Raw genomic sequence first — 19,906 nt, 5'->3', positions numbered from 1 at the left:
CCGGCCGCCCTTGGGTTCGGACGGTTCCGGATCGGAGATAGACGACGCAAGCGGGCGGGCAAGTTGCGCCGGTGACGCGCGCCCGCAGCTGTCGCGTGTCAGGCGACCTTGCGGGGGACGAGACGCTCGCTGCTCAACGCCGCCTGCACGCCGGATTCGGTGTATTCGGCGTCCTCGTTGACCTGCCAGACATCGTGCCGGCGCCGGCCGCAGAGAATGTTCTCCACGGTCAGCATCGCGGTCATCATCGCGTGGTCCTGGTTGTTGTACTTGTGCATGCCGTTGCGGCCGACGAGGTGCAGGCTCGGGAAGTCCCGCTCCAGCTCGCGCCGCACGGTGACGACGTGGCCGGCATAATCCGCGTCGTAGACCGGATAGGCCTTGGGCTGGCGGACCACGCAGGCATCGACCACGTCGGCCGGGTCGATCAGGCCGATCTGGCCGATCTCGCGCTTGGCGAGCGCCACCAATTCCTCGTCCGAGGCGGTCCAGAGCCCGTCGCCCTCGAAGCAGAAATACTCGAGGCCGAGACACGTATGGTCGTCGTCCGGCACCATCTCGGGCGACCACGAACGGAAGTTCTGGACCCGGCCGACCTGCACGGACGGATCGTGGATGTAGATCCAGTTGTCCGGGAAGTTCTTTTGGGATTTCGCGATCAGGGCGACCGTGAGGAAGTCGCGGTACTTGAGGGACCTCGCGTTGAAGGTGCTGAGCGGGCGCGGGCGGATCGCGTCCACCAGTTCGCGCACCGGCGCCGACGAGATCACGTTCCGGGCCGTGAAGGTCTCGCGGCTGCCGTCGGCGCTGCGGGCCGCCACCGTCCAGATGCCGGTGCCGGCATCGTAGGACAACGAATCGACGCCGCGGTCGAGGAGCACGCGCCCGCCCTGGGCCTGGACCTTGGCGGCGGCGGCCTCCCACATCATGCCGGGGCCGCGGCGGGGATAGCGGAACGACTCGATCAGCGTCTTGATCACCTGGCCGCCGGCCTTGGGCGCCTTGCGCAGGCCGAGCGAGCGCTTGATGCCGTCGCGGATCGCCGCGCCGAGGTCGAGGCCCTTGATCCGTTGGGCCGCCCAATCGGCCGAGATCGCGTCGCAGGACATGCCCCACACCTTTTCGGTGTAGGTCTTGAAGAAGATCGCGAACAGGCGTTCGCCGAACTGGTTGCGCACCCAGGCGTGGAAGTTCTTCGGGTCGCGCACCGGCCGCATGCGGGCGTACAGGTAGGAGGCCACGCAGGCCGCGCTCGTGAACAGGCCGAGGTTGCGCAGTGCCTCGAACGCCCTGAGCGGATAGGCGTAGTACCGCCCGCGATAGTAGATCCTGGACAGGCGTGGCCGCTCGATGAAGTCGTTGGGCAGGATCTCGTCCCAGAGATCGACCACCGCCTTGGACTTCGAGAAGAACCGGTGTCCGCCGATATCGAACAGGTAGCCGTTGTGCGAGACCGTGCGGGAGATGCCGCCGACCTGCGCCGGATCCCGCTCCAGCACGGTGACCGACCGCCCCTGCTTCGACAGCAGGTAAGCGGCCGTGAGACCCGCCGGCCCCGCGCCGATCACCAGCGTCTCGGTGTGGTGGCTCATCCCCTGCTCCGGCTGCCGTCCCGGCCGGATCGCGGACCGGCTCGCGCGGAGATTGCGGAGGGATGGTTAAGGAACCGCCTCACGGTCGATTGACCGGCCATTAAGCCCGGACGCGCACCATGGCTCCCGCGCTCGCTTTCGGCGCATTCGGAAACCTGAACCGATGCCGCCCGCGGCCGCCGCTTCGCCGGCACGGATCGATCCGCGTACGTTCCTGTGGCTGCTCGTCGTCCTGTCGCTCGCGACGCTGAACGCGCCGCAGGACGTGTGGGACACGATCCGGCACCTGCGTGTGCCCGACACCGACGACGCGATGCGGCTTGTCGAAGTGCGCGACCTGCTGGCCGGCCAGGGCTGGTACGACAACACCCAGTACCGCTTCCTGGGGCCGGACGGCGTGGCGAGCCACTGGTCACGCCTCGTGGACGCGCCGATCGCGGGCCTGATCTGGGCGTTGACGCCCCTGGCCGGGCCCGACCTCGCCACAGGTCTGGCGGCGGCGATCTGGCCGATGCTGCTGTTCGGGCTGTTCTGCACCCTGCTGTACCGGGGCGTGAACGCGCATTTCGGGGGCCGGGCGGCGATCCTGGCGGTGCTCGCGGCGACCCAGACCTTCGGGATCGCGATCCAGTTCCAGGCGGGCCGGGTCGATCACCACAACGTCCAGATCCTGGCGATCCTGGGCCTCGCGTTCTGCGTGATCCGCGGCGGCTTCCGCGCCGGGGTCGTCGGCGGCGGGCTGGCGGCCCTGTCGCTGGCGGTGGGCCTCGAAGGCCTGCCCTATCTCGCCCTCGGCGCGCTCTACCTTGCCGGCGACTGGTGCCGGCGCGGCGGCGGCGCCCTCCCCTGCCTCGCAGGCTTCGGGCTCGGCCTCGGCCTGGCAGCGCCGCTCCTGTTCGCCGCGCAGACCGCCCCCGGCCTCTGGACCGCCACGCGCTGCGACGCCCTCTCCCCGCCCTGGCTGTGGCTGGCGACCGGTGGGCTCGTCTTCGGCGCCGCAGCCGTCGTCCTGGACCGGTCCCGCGCCACGGGCCGCACGCGCCTCACCCTGGCCATCGCCTGCGGCGTCGTCCTGCTGGGAGGGTTCGCCCGCGCCTTTCCGGTCTGCCTCGACGGGCCGTTCCCCGGGATGACGCCCCTGGTCCGGGACCATTGGCTGCTCACGGTCAACGAGATGGCGTCGGTGCGGAAATCCGTGGCCCAGGGGCGCTGGGAGATGCTCGTCTTCTACCCGGTCGTCCTCCTCGCGACCCTGGCCGCGAGCGGGATGGCGTGGCGCGGTCCGCAGCGGCGGGCCTGGTCGGTCGCCGCGCTGTTCCTCTGGCCCGGGCTGATCCTCGGGATGTTTCAGTTCCGCGGGCTCTACATCGCCTCCGCCTTCGTGCCGCTGGTGGCGGGGCCGGTGATCGACCGGGCGCTGACGCTGGCCGCCCGGGCCGCCCCCCGCCGCTGGGCGGCCGCCGCGCTCGGCGGCGGCCTCATCAGCACCCTCTGGTTGGCGCCCACGGCGCTGGCCGGCTGGCTCGGCGGCGAAGCCCGGACCGGGTCCAATCCGGCCGCCGCCTTCGCGTGCCAGGGCGACGCCGCCGTCCGGCCCCTGGCGGCGCTCCCCGCCGGGACGGTGCTGGCGCCGATCGCGCTGGGACCGTCGATCCTGCTGCGCACGCCGCACACCATCGTGGCCGCGCCCTATCACCGGGCGATTCCGGGCCTGACCGCAGCGATCGAGGGACTTGGCGGCACCGAGGCGGATCTCGGCCGCGTGCTCGACGCCTTCCGGGTCCGCTACGTGGTGGCCTGCCCGGCCCGGCCGGCCGACGACCTTCAGGCCGAGCCGGCCTTCGCGACCCGGCTCGCCCGCGGGGAGGTTCAGTCCGACCGGCTGGAGTCCGTCGCGCTGCCGGGCCCGCTGAAGGTTTGGCGAGTTGTTCGTTAGGCTGTCATAGCAGCCGGCGATCGAGACGGATGATCCGGCAGGCATCGCCGGCCTTCGCGGCCTTCTCGTGCGGCGCGCGGATCAGCAGCGCCTCGGCGCGTCCGAGCACGGCCAGCATGGAGGAATCCTGGCGCTTCTCTGGATCCGCCACCGGCAGACGGCCGGGTTCGAGCGAGAGGGTGGCGCGCATGTAGTCGGCGCGGCCATCGTTGGGCGGCAGGTCGCGGGCGAGCGTGGCCGGCTCGCTCCGGTCGGCGCCCGCCTGCGGGTCGCCCTGCAGCGCCCGGATCGCCGGCACCACGAACAGCAGCCCGCAGACGATCGACGAGACCGGATTCCCGGGCAGGCCGATCACCAGCATGTCGCCCAGCCGCCCGTGCATCAGCGGCTTCCCGGGCCGGAGCGCCACCCGCCAGAAGCCGAGTTCCAGCCCCTCCCGGGCGAGCGCGGCCTGGACGAGGTCGTGGTCGCCGACGGATGCGCCGCCGAGCGTGATCAGCAGGTCTGCCCGGGCCTCGCGGGCGCGGCGGAACGCGTCCTCGAGGGCGCCGTGGTCGTCGGCGGCGATGCCGAGGTCGATGATCTCGGCGCCGGCCTCGGCGGAGAGGGCGGCAAGCGCGAGGCTGTTCGAGGCGACGATCTGGTCCCAGGCCGGCACGGCGCCGGGCTCCACAAGTTCGTCGCCGGTGGCGAGGATCGCCACGCGCGGCCGGCGCCGGACCGAGAGTTCGGGATGGCCGGCCGCCGCGGCCAGCGCCAGGCGCCGGGCATCGAGAGTCATGCCGGCGACCAGCAGCGTCTCGCCGGCGGTGAAATCGAGGCCGGCCCTGCGGATGAAGCGGCTCTGTTCGACCGCCTCCATCACCCGGACGGATTCGCCCTCGGCTTCCGCGTCCTCCTGGATCAGGATCGCGTCGGCACCCTCCGGCACGGGGGCGCCGGTGAAGATCCGCACCGCCTCGCCGGGGCCGATGCGTCCCGGGAAGCCGTGGCCGGCCGCGCTGGTCCCGATCGATCTCAGGCTGGCGCCCACCACGGACGCATCGGCGAAGCGGACCGCGTAGCCGTCCATGGCGGAGGCGGGGAACGGCGGCTGCGTCCGGGAGGCGGCGACATCGGCCGCCAGCGTTCGCCCCGCGGCCCGGGCCAACGGAACCGTCTCCGCCTCGACCGGCGCGGGGATGCTCGCGAGCACCCGTCCCAGCGCCTCGGCGACCGGGATCAGCCCGGTGCTCATGCGTCGGGCGCCCGGTAGGCACCGGAGCGGCCGCCATCCTTGGCGATGAGGCGGATGCCCTCGATCCGCATGCCGCGATCCACCGCCTTCACCATGTCGTAAACCGTCAGGCAGGCCACGGAGACCGCGGTCAGCGCCTCCATCTCGACCCCGGTCGGACCCTCGACCCGGACCTCGGCGGCGATGCGCAGGCCCGGCAGCGCGTCGTCCAGCTCGCACTCCACCCGCACCTTCGACAGCAGCAGCGGATGGCAGAGCGGGATCAGCTCGTGGGTCCGCTTCGCGGCCATGATCCCGGCGAGCCGCGCGGTGCCGACCACGTCGCCCTTCTTGGCGTCGCCCTCGCGGATCAGCGCCAGGGTCTCGGGCCGCATCACCACGCTGCCCTCGGCCCGGGCGGTGCGGTCTGTGGCGGGCTTGTCGGTGACATCGACCATGTTGGCCGCGCCGCTGGTGTCGAGATGGGTGAGCGTCGAACCCGGTTCCATGCTCACCCCTTCTTCTTGTCGTCTTGCTTCTTGGCCTTGCCGGCCCTGGCGTCCGGCTCCGGCCCGTCGCCCTCGCCGAACAGCAGTTCCCGGGTCGCCCGCGTGACGTCCGCCTGGCGCATCAGGCTCTCGCCGACCAGCACCACGCCCAGACCGTGCTCCCTAAGCCGCTTCACGTCGGCATGGCCGCCGATGCCGCTCTCGGCCACGGCGATCCGGTCCGCCGGGATGCCCGGGGCGAGGCGGATCGCGGTCTCGAACGAGACCTCGAAGGTCTTGAGGTTGCGGTTGTTGATCCCGATCAGGGCCGTGCCGAGCGGCACCGCGCGGTTCAACTCGGCCTCGTCGTGGACCTCGACCAGCACGTCCATGCCGAGCTCGTGCGCGGTGGCGACCAGGGCCTGCGCCTCGTCGTCGTCCAGGCAGGCCATGATGGCGAGGATGCAATCGGCACCCCAGGCCCGGGCCTCGTAGACCTGGTAGGGCTCGAACAAAAAGTCCTTGCGCAGGACCGGGAGCCCGCAGGCCGCCCGCGCCTCGGTGAGGTATTCCGGACGCCCCTGGAACGACGGCTCGTCGGTGAGCACCGACAGGCAGGTGGCACCGCCGGCCTCGTAGGCCGCCGCCAGCATCGCCGGCGCGAAATCCTCGCGGATCAGGCCCTTCGACGGCGAGGCCTTCTTCACCTCCGCGATCAGGGCCGGGCGCCCGGCATCGAGATGGGTCCGGATCGCCGCCGCGAAGCCGCGCACAGGCTCGGCCTGGGCCGCCCGCCGCTCGAGCTTGGCCAGCGGCACCCGCAGCTTCGCCTCGGCGATCTCGCGGCGCTTGTAGGCCTCGATCCGGGCCAGCACGTTGGGCCGCTCGTTCGGCGCCTCGGCAGAACCCTCATGGGTCACCGATCCCTGCGTGAGCGTGCTCATCGGCGCTCCTCCCCGTTCGAGCGATCGTTCGAGGCCCGGACCAGGCGGGCGAGGGTGTCCCGCGCCGCCCCGGAATCGACGGCATCCTGCGTCCGCGCGAGCCCGTCCGCCAGGGTCGGAACCGCCCCCGCGACGACGAGGGCCGCGCCTGCATTGAGAACGGCGATGTCCCGGTAGGCGTTGCGTGCGCCGGCCAGGACGGCTTCGAGGGCCCGGGCGTTGTCGGCAGGATCGCCGCCGCGCAGCTCTTCCGGCGCCCGCAGCGTGAGGCCGAATTCCCGCGGATCGATGGTGAACCGGGACAGACGGCCGTCGTCCAGGGCGACCACGCGGGTCGGCCCGGTGACGGTGATCTCGTCCAGGCCGTCGGAGCCGTGGACGGTCCAGACCCGGCGGCTGCCGAGTTCGGCGAGCACCTTCGTCAGCGGTTCGGCCAGCGCCTCCTGGGCGACGCCGAACAGCTGGTAGGCGACGCCGGCCGGATTGCAGAGCGGGCCCAGCAGATTGAAAATCGTCCGCACCGGCAGTTCGGAGCGTACCGCTGCGACGTGGCGCATGGCGCCGTGATGGGCCTGGGCGAACAGGAAGCACAGGTTGGCCTCGGCGAGGCACCGGGCCTGCCCTTCGGCATCGAGCCCGAGCTTGACGCCCAAAGCCGCCAGCACGTCGGCGGCCCCCGAGCGCGAGGTCGCGGCGCGGTTCCCGTGCTTGGCCACCGGCACGCCGCAGGCGGCGACCAGGATGGCGGCGAGCGTCGAGACGTTCACGCTGCCGGAATGATCGCCGCCGGTGCCGACCACGTCGACGGCGCCTGCGGGCGCATCGATCCGGGTCATGCGGGCGCGCATCGCCTCGGCGGCGCCGACGATCTCCTCGACGGTCTCGCCGCGCACCTTCAGGGCGGCCAGGAAGGCGCCGGCCTGGACGGGGGTGACCTCGCCCGACAACAGGTCGTCGAAGGCCGCGCGTGCCTCGGCGCGGTCGAGAGCCAGGCCCCCGGCGACCTTGGCGAGATGGGGTCTGAAGCTGTCCATGCGCTCTGTCGGAAGGCCGCCCCGGCCGTCCGGCGTCAATGCACGTCGGCGCGGGTCCTGTCACGCGCCGCGTTCCAGGCGGCGGCCAGATCCAGGAAGTTCTTCACGATCTCCGTGCCGTGCTGCGACCGGATGCTTTCGGGGTGGAACTGCACCCCGTGGAGCGGCCGCTCGGCGTGCTCCAGCCCCATGATCAGGCCGTCGGCCTCGGCCGTGACCCGCAACGTGTCCGGGCAGCTGGCCCGGTCGACGATCAGGGAGTGGTAGCGGGTCGCCTCGAAGCTGTCGTTCAGGCCCCGGAACAGGCCGCTGGCGCCATGCCGGATGGTCGAGACCTTGCCGTGCAGCGGCAGCGGCGCGCGGATCACGTCGCCGCCGAACGCCTGGCCGATCGCCTGGAGCCCGAGGCAGACGCCGAAGATCGGGATGTCTTCGGACAGCTCGCGCACGACATCGAGGCAGATGCCGGCTTCGTTGGGCGTGCACGGACCCGGCGAGAGCACGATCGCGTCCGGCGCCTTGGCCCGGATGTCGGCGACGCTCAGCGCATCGTTGCGGGCGACCTCGACGGCGCCGCAGAGCGGGCCGATCAGGTGGACGAGATTCCAGGTGAAGGAATCGTAGTTGTCGATGACGAGAACGTTGGACATCGCGGAGGCACGCTCGGGCATGACCGCGATGTGACGACTCGCAACCCTCCGGTCAACCGGTGGCTACTGTCCCCGCTTGGCCTGCGCCGCGAACCGCACCGCCTCCTCGGCGGCCCGGAACAGCGCCTTGGCCTTGTTGACGCATTCCTGCTGCTCGGAGGCCGGATCGGAATCGTAGACGATGCCGGCGCCGGCCTGGACGTGCATGCGCCCGTCCTTCACGATCGCCGTACGCAGGACGATGCAGGTGTCCATCTCGCCGCGGGCGCCGAAATAGCCGATGCAGCCGGCGTAGGGCCCGCGCTTCTCGCGCTCCAGCTCGTCGATGATCTCCATGGCCCGCACCTTCGGGGCGCCCGAGACCGTGCCGGCCGGGAAGCCCGCCGCAAGGGCATCGAGCGGATCGTGGCGCGGATCGAGGTCGCCCTCGACGTTCGACACGATGTGCATGACCTGGCTGTAGCGCTCGATGAAGAACGAATCGGTGACCCGCACGGTGCCGATCTTCGAGACCCGGCCGGCATCGTTGCGACCGAGATCGAGCAGCATCAGGTGCTCGGCGCATTCCTTGGGGTCGGCCAGCAATTCGGCGGCGAGCGCCGCGTCCTCGGCCGGGGTCGCGCCGCGACGGCGCGTGCCGGCGATGGGACGCACCGTGACGATCCCGTCGCGCACGCGCACCAGGATCTCGGGCGACGAGCAGACGATCTGGAAAGCCTCGAAGTCGAGGTAGCAGAGGAACGGGGCGGGGTTGGTCCGCCGCAGCGACCGGTACAGGCTGTAGGCGGGCAGCGTGAACGGCGCCGAGAAGCGCTGGGACAGCACCACCTGGAACACGTCGCCGGCGACGATGTATTCCTTGGCCTTCGCGACCATGCCGGCGAAGGCCTCGGGCGAGGTGTTCGAGACCGGCTCAGGATGCGCCACCGTGGACAGGTCCACCCGCGCGTCCACCGGCAGCGGTCCTTCGAGGGCGTCCGCCACCCGGTCGAGGCGCGCGAGCGCGGCCTCGTAGGCGGCGCGGGCGGTGACGCCGGGCGAAGGCCGCACCGGCGAGATCACGGTGATCTGGTCGCGGATCGAATCGAACACGACCATGACGCGCGGGCGCATCAGGATCGCGTCCGGCACGCCCAGGGGATCCGGGTTCGGCTCGGGCAGCCGCTCCATGGCGCGGACCATGTCGTAGCCGAGATAGCCGAACAGGCCGGCGGCCATGGGAGGCAGGTCCTGCCCGCCGGATTCGCCGATCGCGCTCTCGGCGATCAGTGCCCGCAGGCTGGCGAGCGGCGCCCGGTCGTCCGGCTCGAAGGCGTCGAGATCGGCCCCGCGGGCGATGGCGGGGGCGCCGTCGCGGCAGCGCCAGATCAGGTCCGGATCGAGACCGATCATCGAGTAGCGGCCGCGCACCGCGCCGCCCTCCACCGATTCGAGCAGGAACGCCGGCCCGGCATGCCGGGCGCGCAGCTTGAGGAACGCCGCCACCGGCGTCTCGAGGTCGGCGACCAGGCTGAGTTCGACGAGGCTCGGCTGCCCGGCCTCGTAGCGTCCGGCGAAGGCCGCGTAGTCAGGCGCCTCGGCCATGGCCCTCAATACTCTCCGCCGATGGCCCGGCGCAGAGCCGCCTGATCGATCTTCACGCCCGCGTTCTTCTGGACCTCGGAGATGTACTGGGACAGCACGTCGTCGGCCAGCGCCGCCTGGAAGTTCTTGGTGATGGCCTTGTCGCCCTGGGTGTCGGCCACGAAGGCTGGCATCGTCGCCGCCGTGACCTTGAACACCGCGCGCGCATCGCCCGCGGCCGCGGTGCCGGCCTTGCCGACCGGCGTCGCGAAGATCAGGTTCACGTCGTCGGCGGTGAGCATGTCCTTGGCCTGGTTGCGGGCGAGGTCCTGCGCCTCCTGCGTGTTGACGCCGACCTCCTGGGCGACCGCCTCGATGGTCGCGCCGCCGTTGAGCTTCTCCGCCAGCTCTCGGCCCTTGGCCTGGAGCCGCTTGGCGATCTCGGCGGTGGTCCACCCGGCCTTCACGCCGTCCCGGACCTCGTCCAGCGGCTTGCCGTGCGCGGCGTCGATTCCGGTCACGTCGTACCAGACGTAGCCGCCGGACTTGGTGCGCAGCGGCTCGTTGTCGCCGCCGATCTCGGCCCGGAACAGGGCCGGCAGGGTGGTGTCCGGATCGGGGATGTCGGCGACGCGCTGGCCGTCCGGGCCCTTGCCCTGGGGATCCACCGCCTTGACGGTCACGAGCTTCAGCCCGCGCTCGGCGGCGATGTCGGCGAGCGGCTTGGCGCTGGCGCGCTGGTCCTCGATGGCGTCCCGGGTCGTCTCCATGGCGTCCCGGGCACGGCTGAGCGCCAGGCCCTTGCGGATCTCGCCCTCGACCTCGGCGAACGGCTTGACCGTGCCGGGCTCGATCTTGGTCACCCGCAGCAGCACGGTGCCGAAGCGGCCCTGGACCGGCTGGCTCACGCCGCCCTCGGGCAGCGCGAAGGCGGCATCCGCCACCACCTTGTCGAACAATTCGGCCTTGGTCAGCGTGCCGAGCGTCAAGTCGGTGCCGCCGGTGCTGCGCTCTTCGGCGACGGCCTCAAAAGTCTTCGCGCCGTCCTCGATCGCCTTGCGGGCGGTCTCCGCCGCGGTGGCATCCGGGAACACGACCTGCTGGATGGTGCGCTTCTCCGGGCTGCCGTAGCGGCCCTTGTTCAGCTCGTAGGCGGCCTTGGCGTCCGCATCGGTGATCGCGTCGGGCTTGGCCATCGCCTCGGGATCGACCACCAGCAGGGTCGCGGTCCGGAATTCCGGCGCCCGGAAGCCGGACTTGTTGGCCTCATACCAGGCCTTCAATGCGTCCTCGGTCGGGGCCGGGATCTCTCCGGCCACGGACGGGGTCAGCATCAGGTAGGCCGCCGCGCGACGCTCCGTGGTGTAGCGATGGACCGCCTCGCGCATCGCCGCCGGCACGTGCAGGTCGGACGACACGGCCTCGGCGAGCTGCAGCCGCGCGATCACGGAGCGCTGCTCGCGTACGAACAGGCCCTCGTTCAGGCCCGCCCGTTGGAGGGTCTGGTAGAACAGCTGCGGATCGAACTGCCCTTGCGCGTTCTGGAAGCTCTTCTCGTCGTGGATCGCCCGGATCACCGAGGCGTCCGGCACGCCGAGGCCGAGATCGTGCGTCTTCTGGTCGAGGGCCGCCTCGGTGATCAGCTGCGACATCACCGTCCGGTCGAGACCGAGCATGCGAGCTTGGTCGGGCGTGAGCGCGCGCTTCAGCTGCGTCTGATAGCGCTGCAGCTGGTTCTGGTAGGCCTGGCGCACCTGCTCAGCGTTGATCGGCGTGCTGCCCACCGTCGCGACGTTGCTGCTGGAGCCGCCGCGGAAGAATTCCTCCACGCCGAAGATCCCGACGCCCGCGATCAGCAGGGTGAAGATGATCGTCAAGACGATCTTGCCGAGCCAATGCTGGCTGGCGTTGCGGATGCCCTGAAGCATGATCTGTGATCGGATACCTTCGGCCGTCGACCCGTCGCCGGGCCGGTGCCATCCCTGAAAGCCGACCGCGATAGACCATTCGCGCCCACAGGCAAAGGCTCACCCATTCGGACGGTTTGCGCGCCCAAGCTCGCTCTGGTAGGCCCCGCCGACCCCGGAATACCGTGGCGGCGCGGGGACGAGGCGAGGGCTAGGGATGTCGCAGACGGGGCGGAAACCGCTGGTCGCCGGCAACTGGAAGATGAACGGGACCCGGGCTTCGATCAAAGTGGTCGAGGCGATCCGGGACGGTCTCACGCCGGACCTGGCATCCCGCGTCGAGGTGCTGATCTGCCCGCCCGCGACGCTGATCGGCTCCTGCGTGGCCGCGGCCGCCGGCTCGCCGATCGTCATCGGCGGCCAGAACCTGCACGCCCGGCCGAGCGGCGCCTTCACGGGATCGATCTCGGCGGAGATGCTGGCCGACCTCGGCGCGAAATACGTGATCGTCGGCCATTCCGAGCGCCGGGCCTACCATCACGAGACGGATGACGGCGTCCACGCCAAGGCGCTCGGCGCCCGCCGCGCCGGCCTGAGCGGAATCATCTGCGTCGGCGAGACCATCGAGGAGCGCGAGCAGGGGCGCGCCCTCGACATCGTGCGCGCGCAGCTGGCCATCGGCTTGCCCAAGGGCGCCACCGCGGCCGACACGGTGATCGCCTACGAGCCGGTCTGGGCGATCGGCTCCGGCCGGACCCCGACGCCTCGCGACATCGCCGAGGTCCACGCGTCCCTGCGGGAGATGCTGGACAAGCTCGTCGGCGACGAGGCGCACCGGATCCGCATCCTCTACGGCGGCTCCGTGAAGCCCAGCAACGCCCGCGAGCTGATGGCGGTGGAGAACGTCGACGGCGCCCTGGTGGGCGGCGCGAGCCTCGTGGCCGAGGACTTCCTGGGGATCTGTGCCGCCTACGCGTGAGGCGCGAGCGGAGTCTCGGGCGGAGGGGGCTCGGGCAGGGTCTCGGGACTGTCACACGATCCTGCTTTGTGGGGCGTGACGACACCCGACCGCGAAGCCTGCCATGACCATCGATCACGACCGCGCCGACCCATCGATGGTGGACATGATCCGCCGCGAGATCCTCGACAGCTACGACGAGGAGATGGAACTCGGATTCGAGGACGACCGCCTCGACAGCCTCGAGGGCGGGACCGGCTCCGGCAGCGACCGCCGCTTCTATTTCCGGGAGCTCCTGCGCCTCCAGCACGAGCTGGTCCGCCTGCAGGACTGGGTCCAGCATAGCAAGCTTCGCGTCGTCGTCCTGTTCGAGGGGCGCGATTCGGCCGGCAAGGGCGGCGTGATCAAGCGGATCACCCAGCGCCTCAACCCGCGCGTCTGCCGGGTCGCGGCGCTGCCGGCGCCGAGCGAGCGCGAGCGCACGCAATGGTATTTCCAGCGCTACGTCAGCCACCTGCCGGCCGGCGGCGAGATCGTGCTGTTCGACCGCTCCTGGTACAATCGGGCCGGCGTCGAGCGCGTCATGGGCTTCTGCTCCGATGCCGACGTCGAGGAGTTCTTCCGCTCGGTGCCCGAGTTCGAGCGCATGCTGGTGCGCTCCGGCATCGTGCTGCTGAAATACTGGTTCTCGATCACCGACGAGGAGCAAGCCCTGCGCTTCCATATGCGCATCGCCGACCCGTTGAAGCAGTGGAAGCTGTCGCCGATGGATGTCGAATCCCGTCGGCGTTGGGAGGATTACACCCGCGCCAAGGAAGACATGCTGACCCGCACCCACATCCCAGAGGCGCCCTGGTGGGTCATCGAGGCTGTGGACAAGAAGCGCGCCCGGCTGAACTGTATCAGCCACCTGCTCGAACAGATCCCCTACCAGGACGTCGAGCATCCGCCGGTTCACCTGCCCGAGCGGGTCCGCCACGCGGATTACATCCGCACGCCGACCCCGCCGGAGATGCTCGTCCCGTCGCGCTACTGAGCGGCGAACTGGTCGCGCGTCAGAGCTTGAACGCCTGGCGCGCCATCAGGCGCCAGCGGCCGTCGTCCCGGCGCCAGACCTGCAGCACACCGATATGGACCGGCGCAGTTTTTCCACCCGCGACGGTCTCACCGGTGAAGACGTGCCGGACGATCGCGTCCTCCCCGATCACCGAGGCCGAGCGGTCCGACAGCGTGATGCTGGGGAAGCGCAAGGCGCCGCTGGTCAGCGCGCCGACGAAGGCCGCCTTGTCCTGCACAACGCCGCTCGAATGGCCGTAGCTCAAGCCATCGAGGGTGAGGGCATCGAGGGCGGTGCCGTCGGCCGCCACCAGAGCCTTGGTCAAGGCATCCACCGCCGCCTCGACCTCGGCGGTCTGGGCGGAGGCCTCCGGTCCGGCGGCGAGTCCCGGCGGCGCATGAATCAGGATCGGCGCGGCGAACGCGGCGGCGAGCGCCGAACGGCGTGAGATGGTCATGGCGGGCCTCCCGGGCGGGGCGGCGCGTTCGATGAGCCGCCTTCCCGCCCGACAGAGCACGGTCCGGTGCCGGACGCGAGGCCGACCGAGAACAACCGGGGGCCGATCGTCAAGTTGGCGCCGGCCAGCGAGTGGTGTATGGCCCGGGGCAGATTTGCGACCGGCGCGCCAGGTCCGACGTCTGGCACCGGCCGCCCCGCGCCCGCCGCCGGACCGCCCCTCGAGACCGACGCGCGAAGCCGCACCAGATTCCGGAACACCGATGCAGACCGTCCTGATCGTCGTCCACCTCATCATCGTCCTGGCGCTGATCGGCGTTGTGCTGCTTCAGCGCTCCGAGGGCGGCCTCGGGCTCGGCGGGGGCGGCGGTGGTGGCGGCGTCGGCGGTTTCATGACCGGCCGCGGCCAGGCCAACGCCCTGACCCGGGCGACCGCAATCCTGGCCGCCCTGTTCTTCACCACCAGCATGCTGCTCGCCGTGATGTCGCACCGCTCGGCGGCGCCGAAGTCGATCCTCGACACCGGCGCGTCGACGCCCGCCGGCCAGCCGGCCAAGCAGCCGACCGGGGCCGACAACCTGCTCGACACCCTGCGCCAGCAGCAGGACCGGGCGCCCGCGACCGCCCCGGCCCAGCCGGCCGTACCCGAGGCGCCGCAGTCGCGCTGACGCGGCGCATGGCCGAAACGGATACCGGGTCGGCACTGGACGCGCGTGACAACCGGCCCCGTGAGCCGCAAGAGGTCAGGCGGCGGATGAGCGAGGGCCGACGATTCGGCTCAGCTCCGGTCCGCCCTGGCGGGCCGTTCCCGTTGCCCGCCTGATCCCCAACCATTCCATCGCCGGCAGGCTTGCCGTTTGGCAAAGGCCAGCGCTTTCTGTATGGACCGAGGCCCATGACGCGGTACGTTTTCATCACCGGCGGCGTGGTTTCCTCCCTCGGTAAGGGACTCGCCTCGGCGGCGCTGGCCGCCGTACTCCAGGCCCGGGGTTACCGGGTGCGGATGCGTAAGCTCGACCCCTACCTGAACGTCGATCCGGGCACGATGAGCCCGACCCAGCACGGCGAGGTGTTCGTCACCGACGACGGCGCCGAGACCGACCTGGATCTTGGCCATTACGAGCGCTTCACCGGCGTGCCGGCGAGCCGGGCCGACAACATCACCACCGGCCGGATCTACCAGGACATCATCGCCAAGGAGCGGCGCGGCGACTATCTCGGCGCCACGATCCAGGTGATTCCGCACGTCACCAACGCGATCAAGGATTTCGTCCTCGATGGCAACGACACGTTCGACTTCGTGCTGGTTGAGATCGGCGGCACGGTCGGCGACATCGAGGGGCTGCCGTTCTTCGAGGCGATCCGCCAGCTCGGCCAGGAACTGCCCCGCGGCACCTGCGCGTACGTCCACCTGACGCTGCTGCCCTACATCCCGTCGGCGGGCGAATTGAAGACCAAGCCGACCCAGCACTCCGTGAAGGAGCTGCGCTCGATCGGCATTCAGCCCGACATCCTGCTCTGCCGCTGCGATCGGCCGATCCCGGTCGAGGAGCGGCGCAAGCTCGCGTTGTTCTGCAACGTCCGCGAGACCGCGGTGATCGAGGCCCTCGACGTGGCCTCGATCTACGAGGTGCCGCTCTCCTACCGGAAGGCCGGGCTCGACCGGGAGGTGCTCGGCCATTTCGGCCTGGAGCACGGCGAGGAGCCGGATCTCGGGCGCTGGACCACCATATCGGACCGGGTGCGCAACCCCGAGGGCGAGGTCTCCATCGCCATCGTGGGCAAGTACACGGGCCTGAAGGACGCCTACAAGTCGCTCACCGAGGCGCTGATCCATGGCGGCATCAGCCACCGGGTGAAGGTCAACCTCGAATGGATCGAGGCCGAGGTGTTCGAGCGCGAGGATCCGGCGCCGTTCCTCGAAGGCCTCAACGGCATCTTGGTACCCGGCGGCTTCGGCCAGCGCGGGGCAGAGGGCAAGATCCGCGCGGCCCGCTACGCCCGCGAGAAGCGCATCCCGTATTTCGGCATCTGCTTCGGCATGCAGATGGCGGTGATCGAGGCCGCCCGCTCGCTGGCCGGCGTCCCGGACGCCAACTCCACCGAGTTCGGCGAGACCTCCGAGCCGGTGGTCGGGCTGCTGACCGAGTGGCTGCGCGGCAACGAGCTGGAGCGCCGCGCCGCGGTCGGCGACCTCGGCGGCACGATGCGGCTCGGCGCCTACGACGCGCAGCTCGAGCCTGATTCGAAGATCGCTCAGATCTATGGGTCCACGCAGATCTCGGAGCGCCACCGCCACCGCTACGAGGTCAACATGGCTTACCGCGAGCGGCTGGAAGCGAAGGGTCTGCGCTTCTCCGGCCTCTCGCCGGACGGGCTCCTGCCCGAGACCGTCGAGCATGTCGGGCACCCGTGGTTCATCGGCGTGCAGTTCCATCCGGAGCTGAAGTCGCGCCCGTTCGAGCCGCACCCGCTGTTCAAGGGGTTCGTCGGCGCGGCGATCGAGCAGAGCCGGCTGGTCTGAGCGACGGGGCGCGGCTCCGCGCCGCTGCTCGCGCCGTGGCCCCGAACCCTATATCGGTCGGACCGTGACCGAGATCCTGTTTTACCACATGCAGCGACAGCCCCTGGAGAAGGTGCTGCCGAACCTCGTCGAGCGCTCGCTCGGCCGGGGCTGGCAGGCCGCGATCCAGGCGGCCACCGAGGAGCGGCTTCAGGCCCTCGACGACCACCTGTGGACCTATTCCGACGAGAGTTTTCTGCCCCACGGCACCGACCGGGATCCCGATGCGTCAGGACAGCCGGTGGTGCTGACGCTCCGCGACGTGAACCCCAACACGGCCTCCATCCGATTCCTGGTGGAGGGCGCCGACCTGCCGCCGGACGCACAGAGCTACGAGCGGATCTGCATCCTGTTCGACGGGACCGACCAGGACGCCCTGCTGCGCGCCCGCGAGCAGTGGCGCCAGGCCAAGGAGGCGGGCCACACCGTCGCCTACTGGCAGCAGGACGATTCGGGCCGCTGGAACAAGAAGGCTTGACCGTGCTCCTCCGCAAGCGTCTCGCGCATGCCGCGCTCGTCCTGACCCTGGCGGCGCCGCTACCGCTCCACGCGCAGGACGCACACCATCCCGGCTCGCAAGCGGAGGCCAAGCCGGCGCCGCGCGGGCCGGAGGGCCGACGCCTGCCGCCGGACTCGACCACCCGCCAGAGCGTGACGCTCCCCGATGGACGGACCCTCGACTTTACCGCCACGGCCGGCAGCCTGCCGCTCGTCGACGAGGCCGGGAAGCTTCAGGCCGAGGTGGCCTACGTCGCCTACACGATGGCCCCGCAGTCCGGGCGCGAGCGCCCCGTCACCTTCGCGGTCAACGGCGGTCCGGGGGCGGCGTCCGCCTACCTGAATATCGGGGCGATCGGTCCGTGGCGCCTGCCCACCGGCGGCGCCAGCATCAGCCCGTCGCAACCGGTGGCGCTGACGCCCAATGATGGCACCTGGCTCGACTTCACCGACCTCGTCTTCATTGATCCGGTCGGCACCGGCTACAGCCGGGCGGCGGACGGGAACGGCAAGAGCTACTGGAGCATCGACAGCGACGCCGCCACGCTCGCGGCCGTCATCGCCCGCTACCTGCGGGTCAACGACCGCATGGCGAGCCCGAAATTCTTCGTCGGCGAGAGCTACGGCGGCTTCCGCGGGCCGCTGATCACCGAGAAGCTGCAGGAGGACATTGGGGTCGGCCTGTCCGGCCTGGTGCTGCTGTCGCCGGTGCTGGATTTCGGCTGGCTCGAGACCCCGCGGGCCAATCCCTGGGGCTACGTGCTGAAGCTGCCGTCCCTGGCGGCCGGCGCCCTCGAACGGGCCGGCACCGTGCCGAGCCCGGCTCTGCTCGGCGACGCCGAGGCCTACGCGGCGGGCCCCTACCTCGCCGACCTGCTCAAGGGCCCCGGCGACAAGGCCGCCGTCGCCCGCATGACCGACAAGGTCGCGGCCTTTACCGGGTTCGATGCAGCCTTCGTGAAAGCGCAGGCGGCGCGCCTGTCCACCCGCAGCGTCCAGCGCGAGTTCGACCGGGCGGAGCAGCGCGTCACCAGCGCCTACGACACCGGCATCACCGGTTGGGATCCGAATCCGGACGCAGCGCAATCGGGCTTCAAGGACCCCCAGCTCACCGCACTCCAGGCGCCGCTGACCAGCGCGATGCTCGACCTCTACGCGCGCACGTTGAAATGGCCGGTGCCGAACATGCGCTACGAGTTGCTGAACAATGCCGTGAACCGCGGCTGGACGTGGGGCTCGGGCCGGCAGGCCCCGGAGGCGCTGTCAAACCTGAAGGGCGTGCTGGCGCTGGACGGCCGGCTCCGGGTGCTCGTCGCCCACGGCTTCACCGATCTCGTGACGCCCTACTACGCCTCGAAGCTCCTGCTCGCGCAGGTGCCGGCCTACGGCGCCGGGCGGGTCAGCCTCGCGGTCTACCCCGGCGGCCACATGTTCTACTCGCGGGACGAGTCCCGGGCCGCGTTCAAGCGGGACGTCGAGCGCCTGTACCGGGATGCCGTACAGGCGCGCGGGGCGATCGCGGACCCCGTCGAGCACCGTGAGGACAAGCCCTGATCCTCAGGCAGCGTCGTCGAAGGCCAGCGCCTCGGCCGGGTACTCGATCATCATCCGGCGCTGCGTGTCGGTGTTCTGCCAATCGCCGACCTTGATGTAGCGCTCCTCCAAATCCCGGACCTCGACCACCCGGTCAATCGACGGGATGCCCCGGAAGATCTGCGGCCAGTTGGACGCGAAGTAGAAGACCTGCTCGACCCGCTCGGACAGGTGGCAGATCGCCGGGCCGAAGGTCCCCAGGCCGAACACGAGGTAGCGGCCGTTCACCAGGGCCGTGACGTCGGCGATCAGCGACTCGCTCTGCGTCTCCACCGGCAATCCGAGCCCCCGCGCGTAGGCCTCGACCTCGGCGATCACCGGGTTCAGCCGGTTCTCGAAGACCAGCTTGACCGAACGGATGCGGCCCTCGCCGAGCAGCCGGTCGATCACCATGCGGTAGAACGCGAAGGGCGGCTGGGGATAATGCGGGTCGACCCAGGTGCTGAAGATGTCGCCCGAGCGGATGTGGATCAGGAGCAGGTCGTCAGGCTTGGGCGGGAACGTCGCCGGCAAGCCGTTGAACAGAGGGCGGATCATCCCCTGGATGATCGCCCGCGAATCCGGCGGCGCGTCGAGGCTCACCTGCCGCTGGAACTGCGTCGGATCGAAGAACAGGCCGGACAGGAAATACCCATCGGCCGGCAGCGGCTCGTCCGGCGGCAGGAAGGTGATGCCGTCACAGGTCAGACGCTCGGTCAGGAAGATGACCTTGCTGCGGTCGAACTTCGGAACCGCCACGTATTTCAGGTTCAGCGCCTTCGCGACGGACAGCGCGATGATGTACTGGATCAGGCAATTGCCGAAGGCGCCGTTCTGGTACACCGCCACGCCCACCAGGGCGCGGCTCGTGCGGCCCGGACTGCTCTCCAGGGTGTAGGCGGTGAAGGCGTTGGCGCCGGGCTTCTCGTTCAGGAGCGTCACGTCGAGGCCCAGCATGGCCCGCAGGGCGATCAGGTCGAACGCGGCCTCCTCGCACATGACCCGGACCGTGGCGTTCGGCATCGCGGCCGGAATCGCGACGCGCACGGAGCGTGTCCAGGCGCGCTCGTCCGCCTCGATGACGGCAGTGCCGACACCCGACTCGACCTGACGGGACGCGATACCGGGTTCGGACCAGGGTGCGCCGTCCTGCGAGAACAGGATGGCGCCCTTAGCGGCCGAACCGCCCTCCCCGCCCGGGATCACGACGACGGACTGGACCGGGAAGCGGCCGCCGAGGTCGAGCTCCAGCCAGGTCCCATCCGCCTCGACGACGCTCTGCGGGGCGCGGCCGGCGGCGAGATCGACGAGGGCGGGTGTCGGGGCGTCTGCCGGGGCCATCGTGTCTCCGAAGCGGTCTGGACCGGACGCGGAGGACGCGGCCGGAAAGCGCGCCCGGCGGTGCCCGTATCGAACCCGGCCCGTCAAGCCCATGGGCGCGCCGTGAGGGCCGCTCCCGATCGGGGGGCAAT

Annotated in this window: 17 protein-coding genes; 7 read left to right on the top strand and 10 right to left on the bottom strand. The window is 70.7% G+C overall.

Features of this window, described 5'->3' with window-relative positions:
- Positions 1-98: 98 nt before the first annotated feature.
- A complete protein-coding gene (locus MFF40_RS00530; RefSeq protein ID WP_238259360.1) occupies positions 99-1,592 on the bottom strand; it encodes an NAD(P)/FAD-dependent oxidoreductase in 1,494 nt (497 codons plus the stop codon).
- Between the two features lie 163 nt (positions 1,593-1,755).
- Here MFF40_RS00530 and MFF40_RS00525 point away from each other — a divergent pair, with 163 nt between their 5' ends.
- Complete coding sequence (locus tag MFF40_RS00525) at positions 1,756-3,528, top strand: hypothetical protein (protein WP_238259359.1); 1,773 nt, start codon at positions 1,756-1,758, stop codon at positions 3,526-3,528.
- Positions 3,529-3,532: 4 nt separating this feature from the next.
- Here the strand turns inward: MFF40_RS00525 and MFF40_RS00520 are convergent, their stop codons facing one another.
- The 7 genes from MFF40_RS00520 to MFF40_RS00490 form a co-directional block, all read right to left on the bottom strand.
- Positions 3,533-4,765 (bottom strand): molybdopterin molybdotransferase MoeA, encoded by a 1,233-nt coding sequence (locus tag MFF40_RS00520; protein ID WP_238259358.1) that lies wholly within the window; start codon positions 4,763-4,765, stop codon positions 3,533-3,535.
- Entirely contained in the window at positions 4,762-5,253 is a 492-nt protein-coding gene (moaC, locus tag MFF40_RS00515; protein ID WP_238259357.1) for a cyclic pyranopterin monophosphate synthase MoaC, read from the bottom strand. The genes MFF40_RS00520 and moaC overlap by 4 nt, the downstream gene beginning before the upstream one ends.
- 2 nt (positions 5,254-5,255) lie before the next feature.
- Entirely contained in the window at positions 5,256-6,176 is a 921-nt protein-coding gene (gene trpC, locus MFF40_RS00510; RefSeq protein WP_238259356.1) for an indole-3-glycerol phosphate synthase TrpC, read from the bottom strand.
- Positions 6,173-7,210, bottom strand: a complete 1,038-nt coding sequence (gene trpD / locus MFF40_RS00505; protein WP_238259355.1) for an anthranilate phosphoribosyltransferase — start codon at positions 7,208-7,210, stop codon at positions 6,173-6,175. Before trpD ends, trpC begins: the two co-directional genes overlap by 4 nt.
- A 35-nt stretch (positions 7,211-7,245) precedes the next feature.
- Complete coding sequence (locus tag MFF40_RS00500) at positions 7,246-7,860, bottom strand: anthranilate synthase component II (protein ID WP_238259354.1); 615 nt, start codon at positions 7,858-7,860, stop codon at positions 7,246-7,248.
- Positions 7,861-7,923: 63 nt separating this feature from the next.
- Positions 7,924-9,444: an anthranilate synthase component I gene (gene trpE, locus MFF40_RS00495; protein ID WP_147898634.1), complete on the bottom strand. Its 1,521-nt coding sequence runs from the start codon at positions 9,442-9,444 to the stop codon at positions 7,924-7,926.
- 5 nt (positions 9,445-9,449) lie between these two features.
- The gene (locus MFF40_RS00490) at positions 9,450-11,351 is read right to left on the bottom strand and encodes a peptidyl-prolyl cis-trans isomerase (RefSeq protein ID WP_238259353.1); all 1,902 of its coding nucleotides are present in this window, start codon (positions 11,349-11,351) and stop codon (positions 9,450-9,452) included.
- Positions 11,352-11,547: 196 nt separating this feature from the next.
- Here MFF40_RS00490 and tpiA point away from each other — a divergent pair, with 196 nt between their 5' ends.
- Positions 11,548-12,309 carry a triose-phosphate isomerase gene (gene tpiA / locus MFF40_RS00485; RefSeq protein WP_147854921.1) on the top strand — a complete coding sequence of 254 codons (762 nt, stop codon included), beginning with the start codon at positions 11,548-11,550 and terminating at the stop codon, positions 12,307-12,309.
- Between the two features lie 103 nt (positions 12,310-12,412).
- Entirely contained in the window at positions 12,413-13,324 is a 912-nt protein-coding gene (ppk2, locus tag MFF40_RS00480) for a polyphosphate kinase 2 (RefSeq protein ID WP_187277719.1), read from the top strand.
- 19 nt (positions 13,325-13,343) lie between these two features.
- Here the strand turns inward: ppk2 and MFF40_RS00475 are convergent, their stop codons facing one another.
- Complete coding sequence (locus MFF40_RS00475) at positions 13,344-13,802, bottom strand: nuclear transport factor 2 family protein (RefSeq protein ID WP_238259351.1); 459 nt, start codon at positions 13,800-13,802, stop codon at positions 13,344-13,346.
- 262 nt (positions 13,803-14,064) lie between these two features.
- Between MFF40_RS00475 and secG the strand changes: the two genes are divergently transcribed.
- The 4 genes from secG (at position 14,065) to MFF40_RS00455 (ending at position 18,416) form a co-directional block, all read left to right on the top strand.
- The gene (gene secG, locus MFF40_RS00470; protein ID WP_147896929.1) at positions 14,065-14,469 is read left to right on the top strand and encodes a preprotein translocase subunit SecG; all 405 of its coding nucleotides are present in this window, start codon (positions 14,065-14,067) and stop codon (positions 14,467-14,469) included.
- Between the two features lie 227 nt (positions 14,470-14,696).
- Complete coding sequence (gene pyrG, locus MFF40_RS00465; protein ID WP_147854407.1) at positions 14,697-16,325, top strand: CTP synthase; 1,629 nt, start codon at positions 14,697-14,699, stop codon at positions 16,323-16,325.
- Between the two features lie 64 nt (positions 16,326-16,389).
- Positions 16,390-16,842, top strand: coding sequence for a DNA polymerase III subunit chi (locus tag MFF40_RS00460; RefSeq protein WP_238259350.1), 453 nt, complete (start codon positions 16,390-16,392; stop codon positions 16,840-16,842).
- A gap of 2 nt (positions 16,843-16,844) precedes the next feature.
- The gene (locus MFF40_RS00455) at positions 16,845-18,416 is read left to right on the top strand and encodes a S10 family peptidase (protein ID WP_238259573.1); all 1,572 of its coding nucleotides are present in this window, start codon (positions 16,845-16,847) and stop codon (positions 18,414-18,416) included.
- A 3-nt stretch (positions 18,417-18,419) separates the two neighbouring features.
- Here MFF40_RS00455 and MFF40_RS00450 read toward each other — a convergent pair whose 3' ends face one another.
- Positions 18,420-19,775, bottom strand: coding sequence for a coagulation factor 5 8 type domain-containing protein (locus MFF40_RS00450; protein WP_238259347.1), 1,356 nt, complete (start codon positions 19,773-19,775; stop codon positions 18,420-18,422).
- Positions 19,776-19,906 lie beyond the last annotated feature (131 nt).

Origin of the sequence: Methylobacterium mesophilicum (assembly GCF_022179445.1) — a bacterium.
Lineage (GTDB): Bacteria > Pseudomonadota > Alphaproteobacteria > Rhizobiales > Beijerinckiaceae > Methylobacterium > Methylobacterium mesophilicum.
This window is presented reverse-complemented; position numbering and strand designations above follow the sequence as displayed.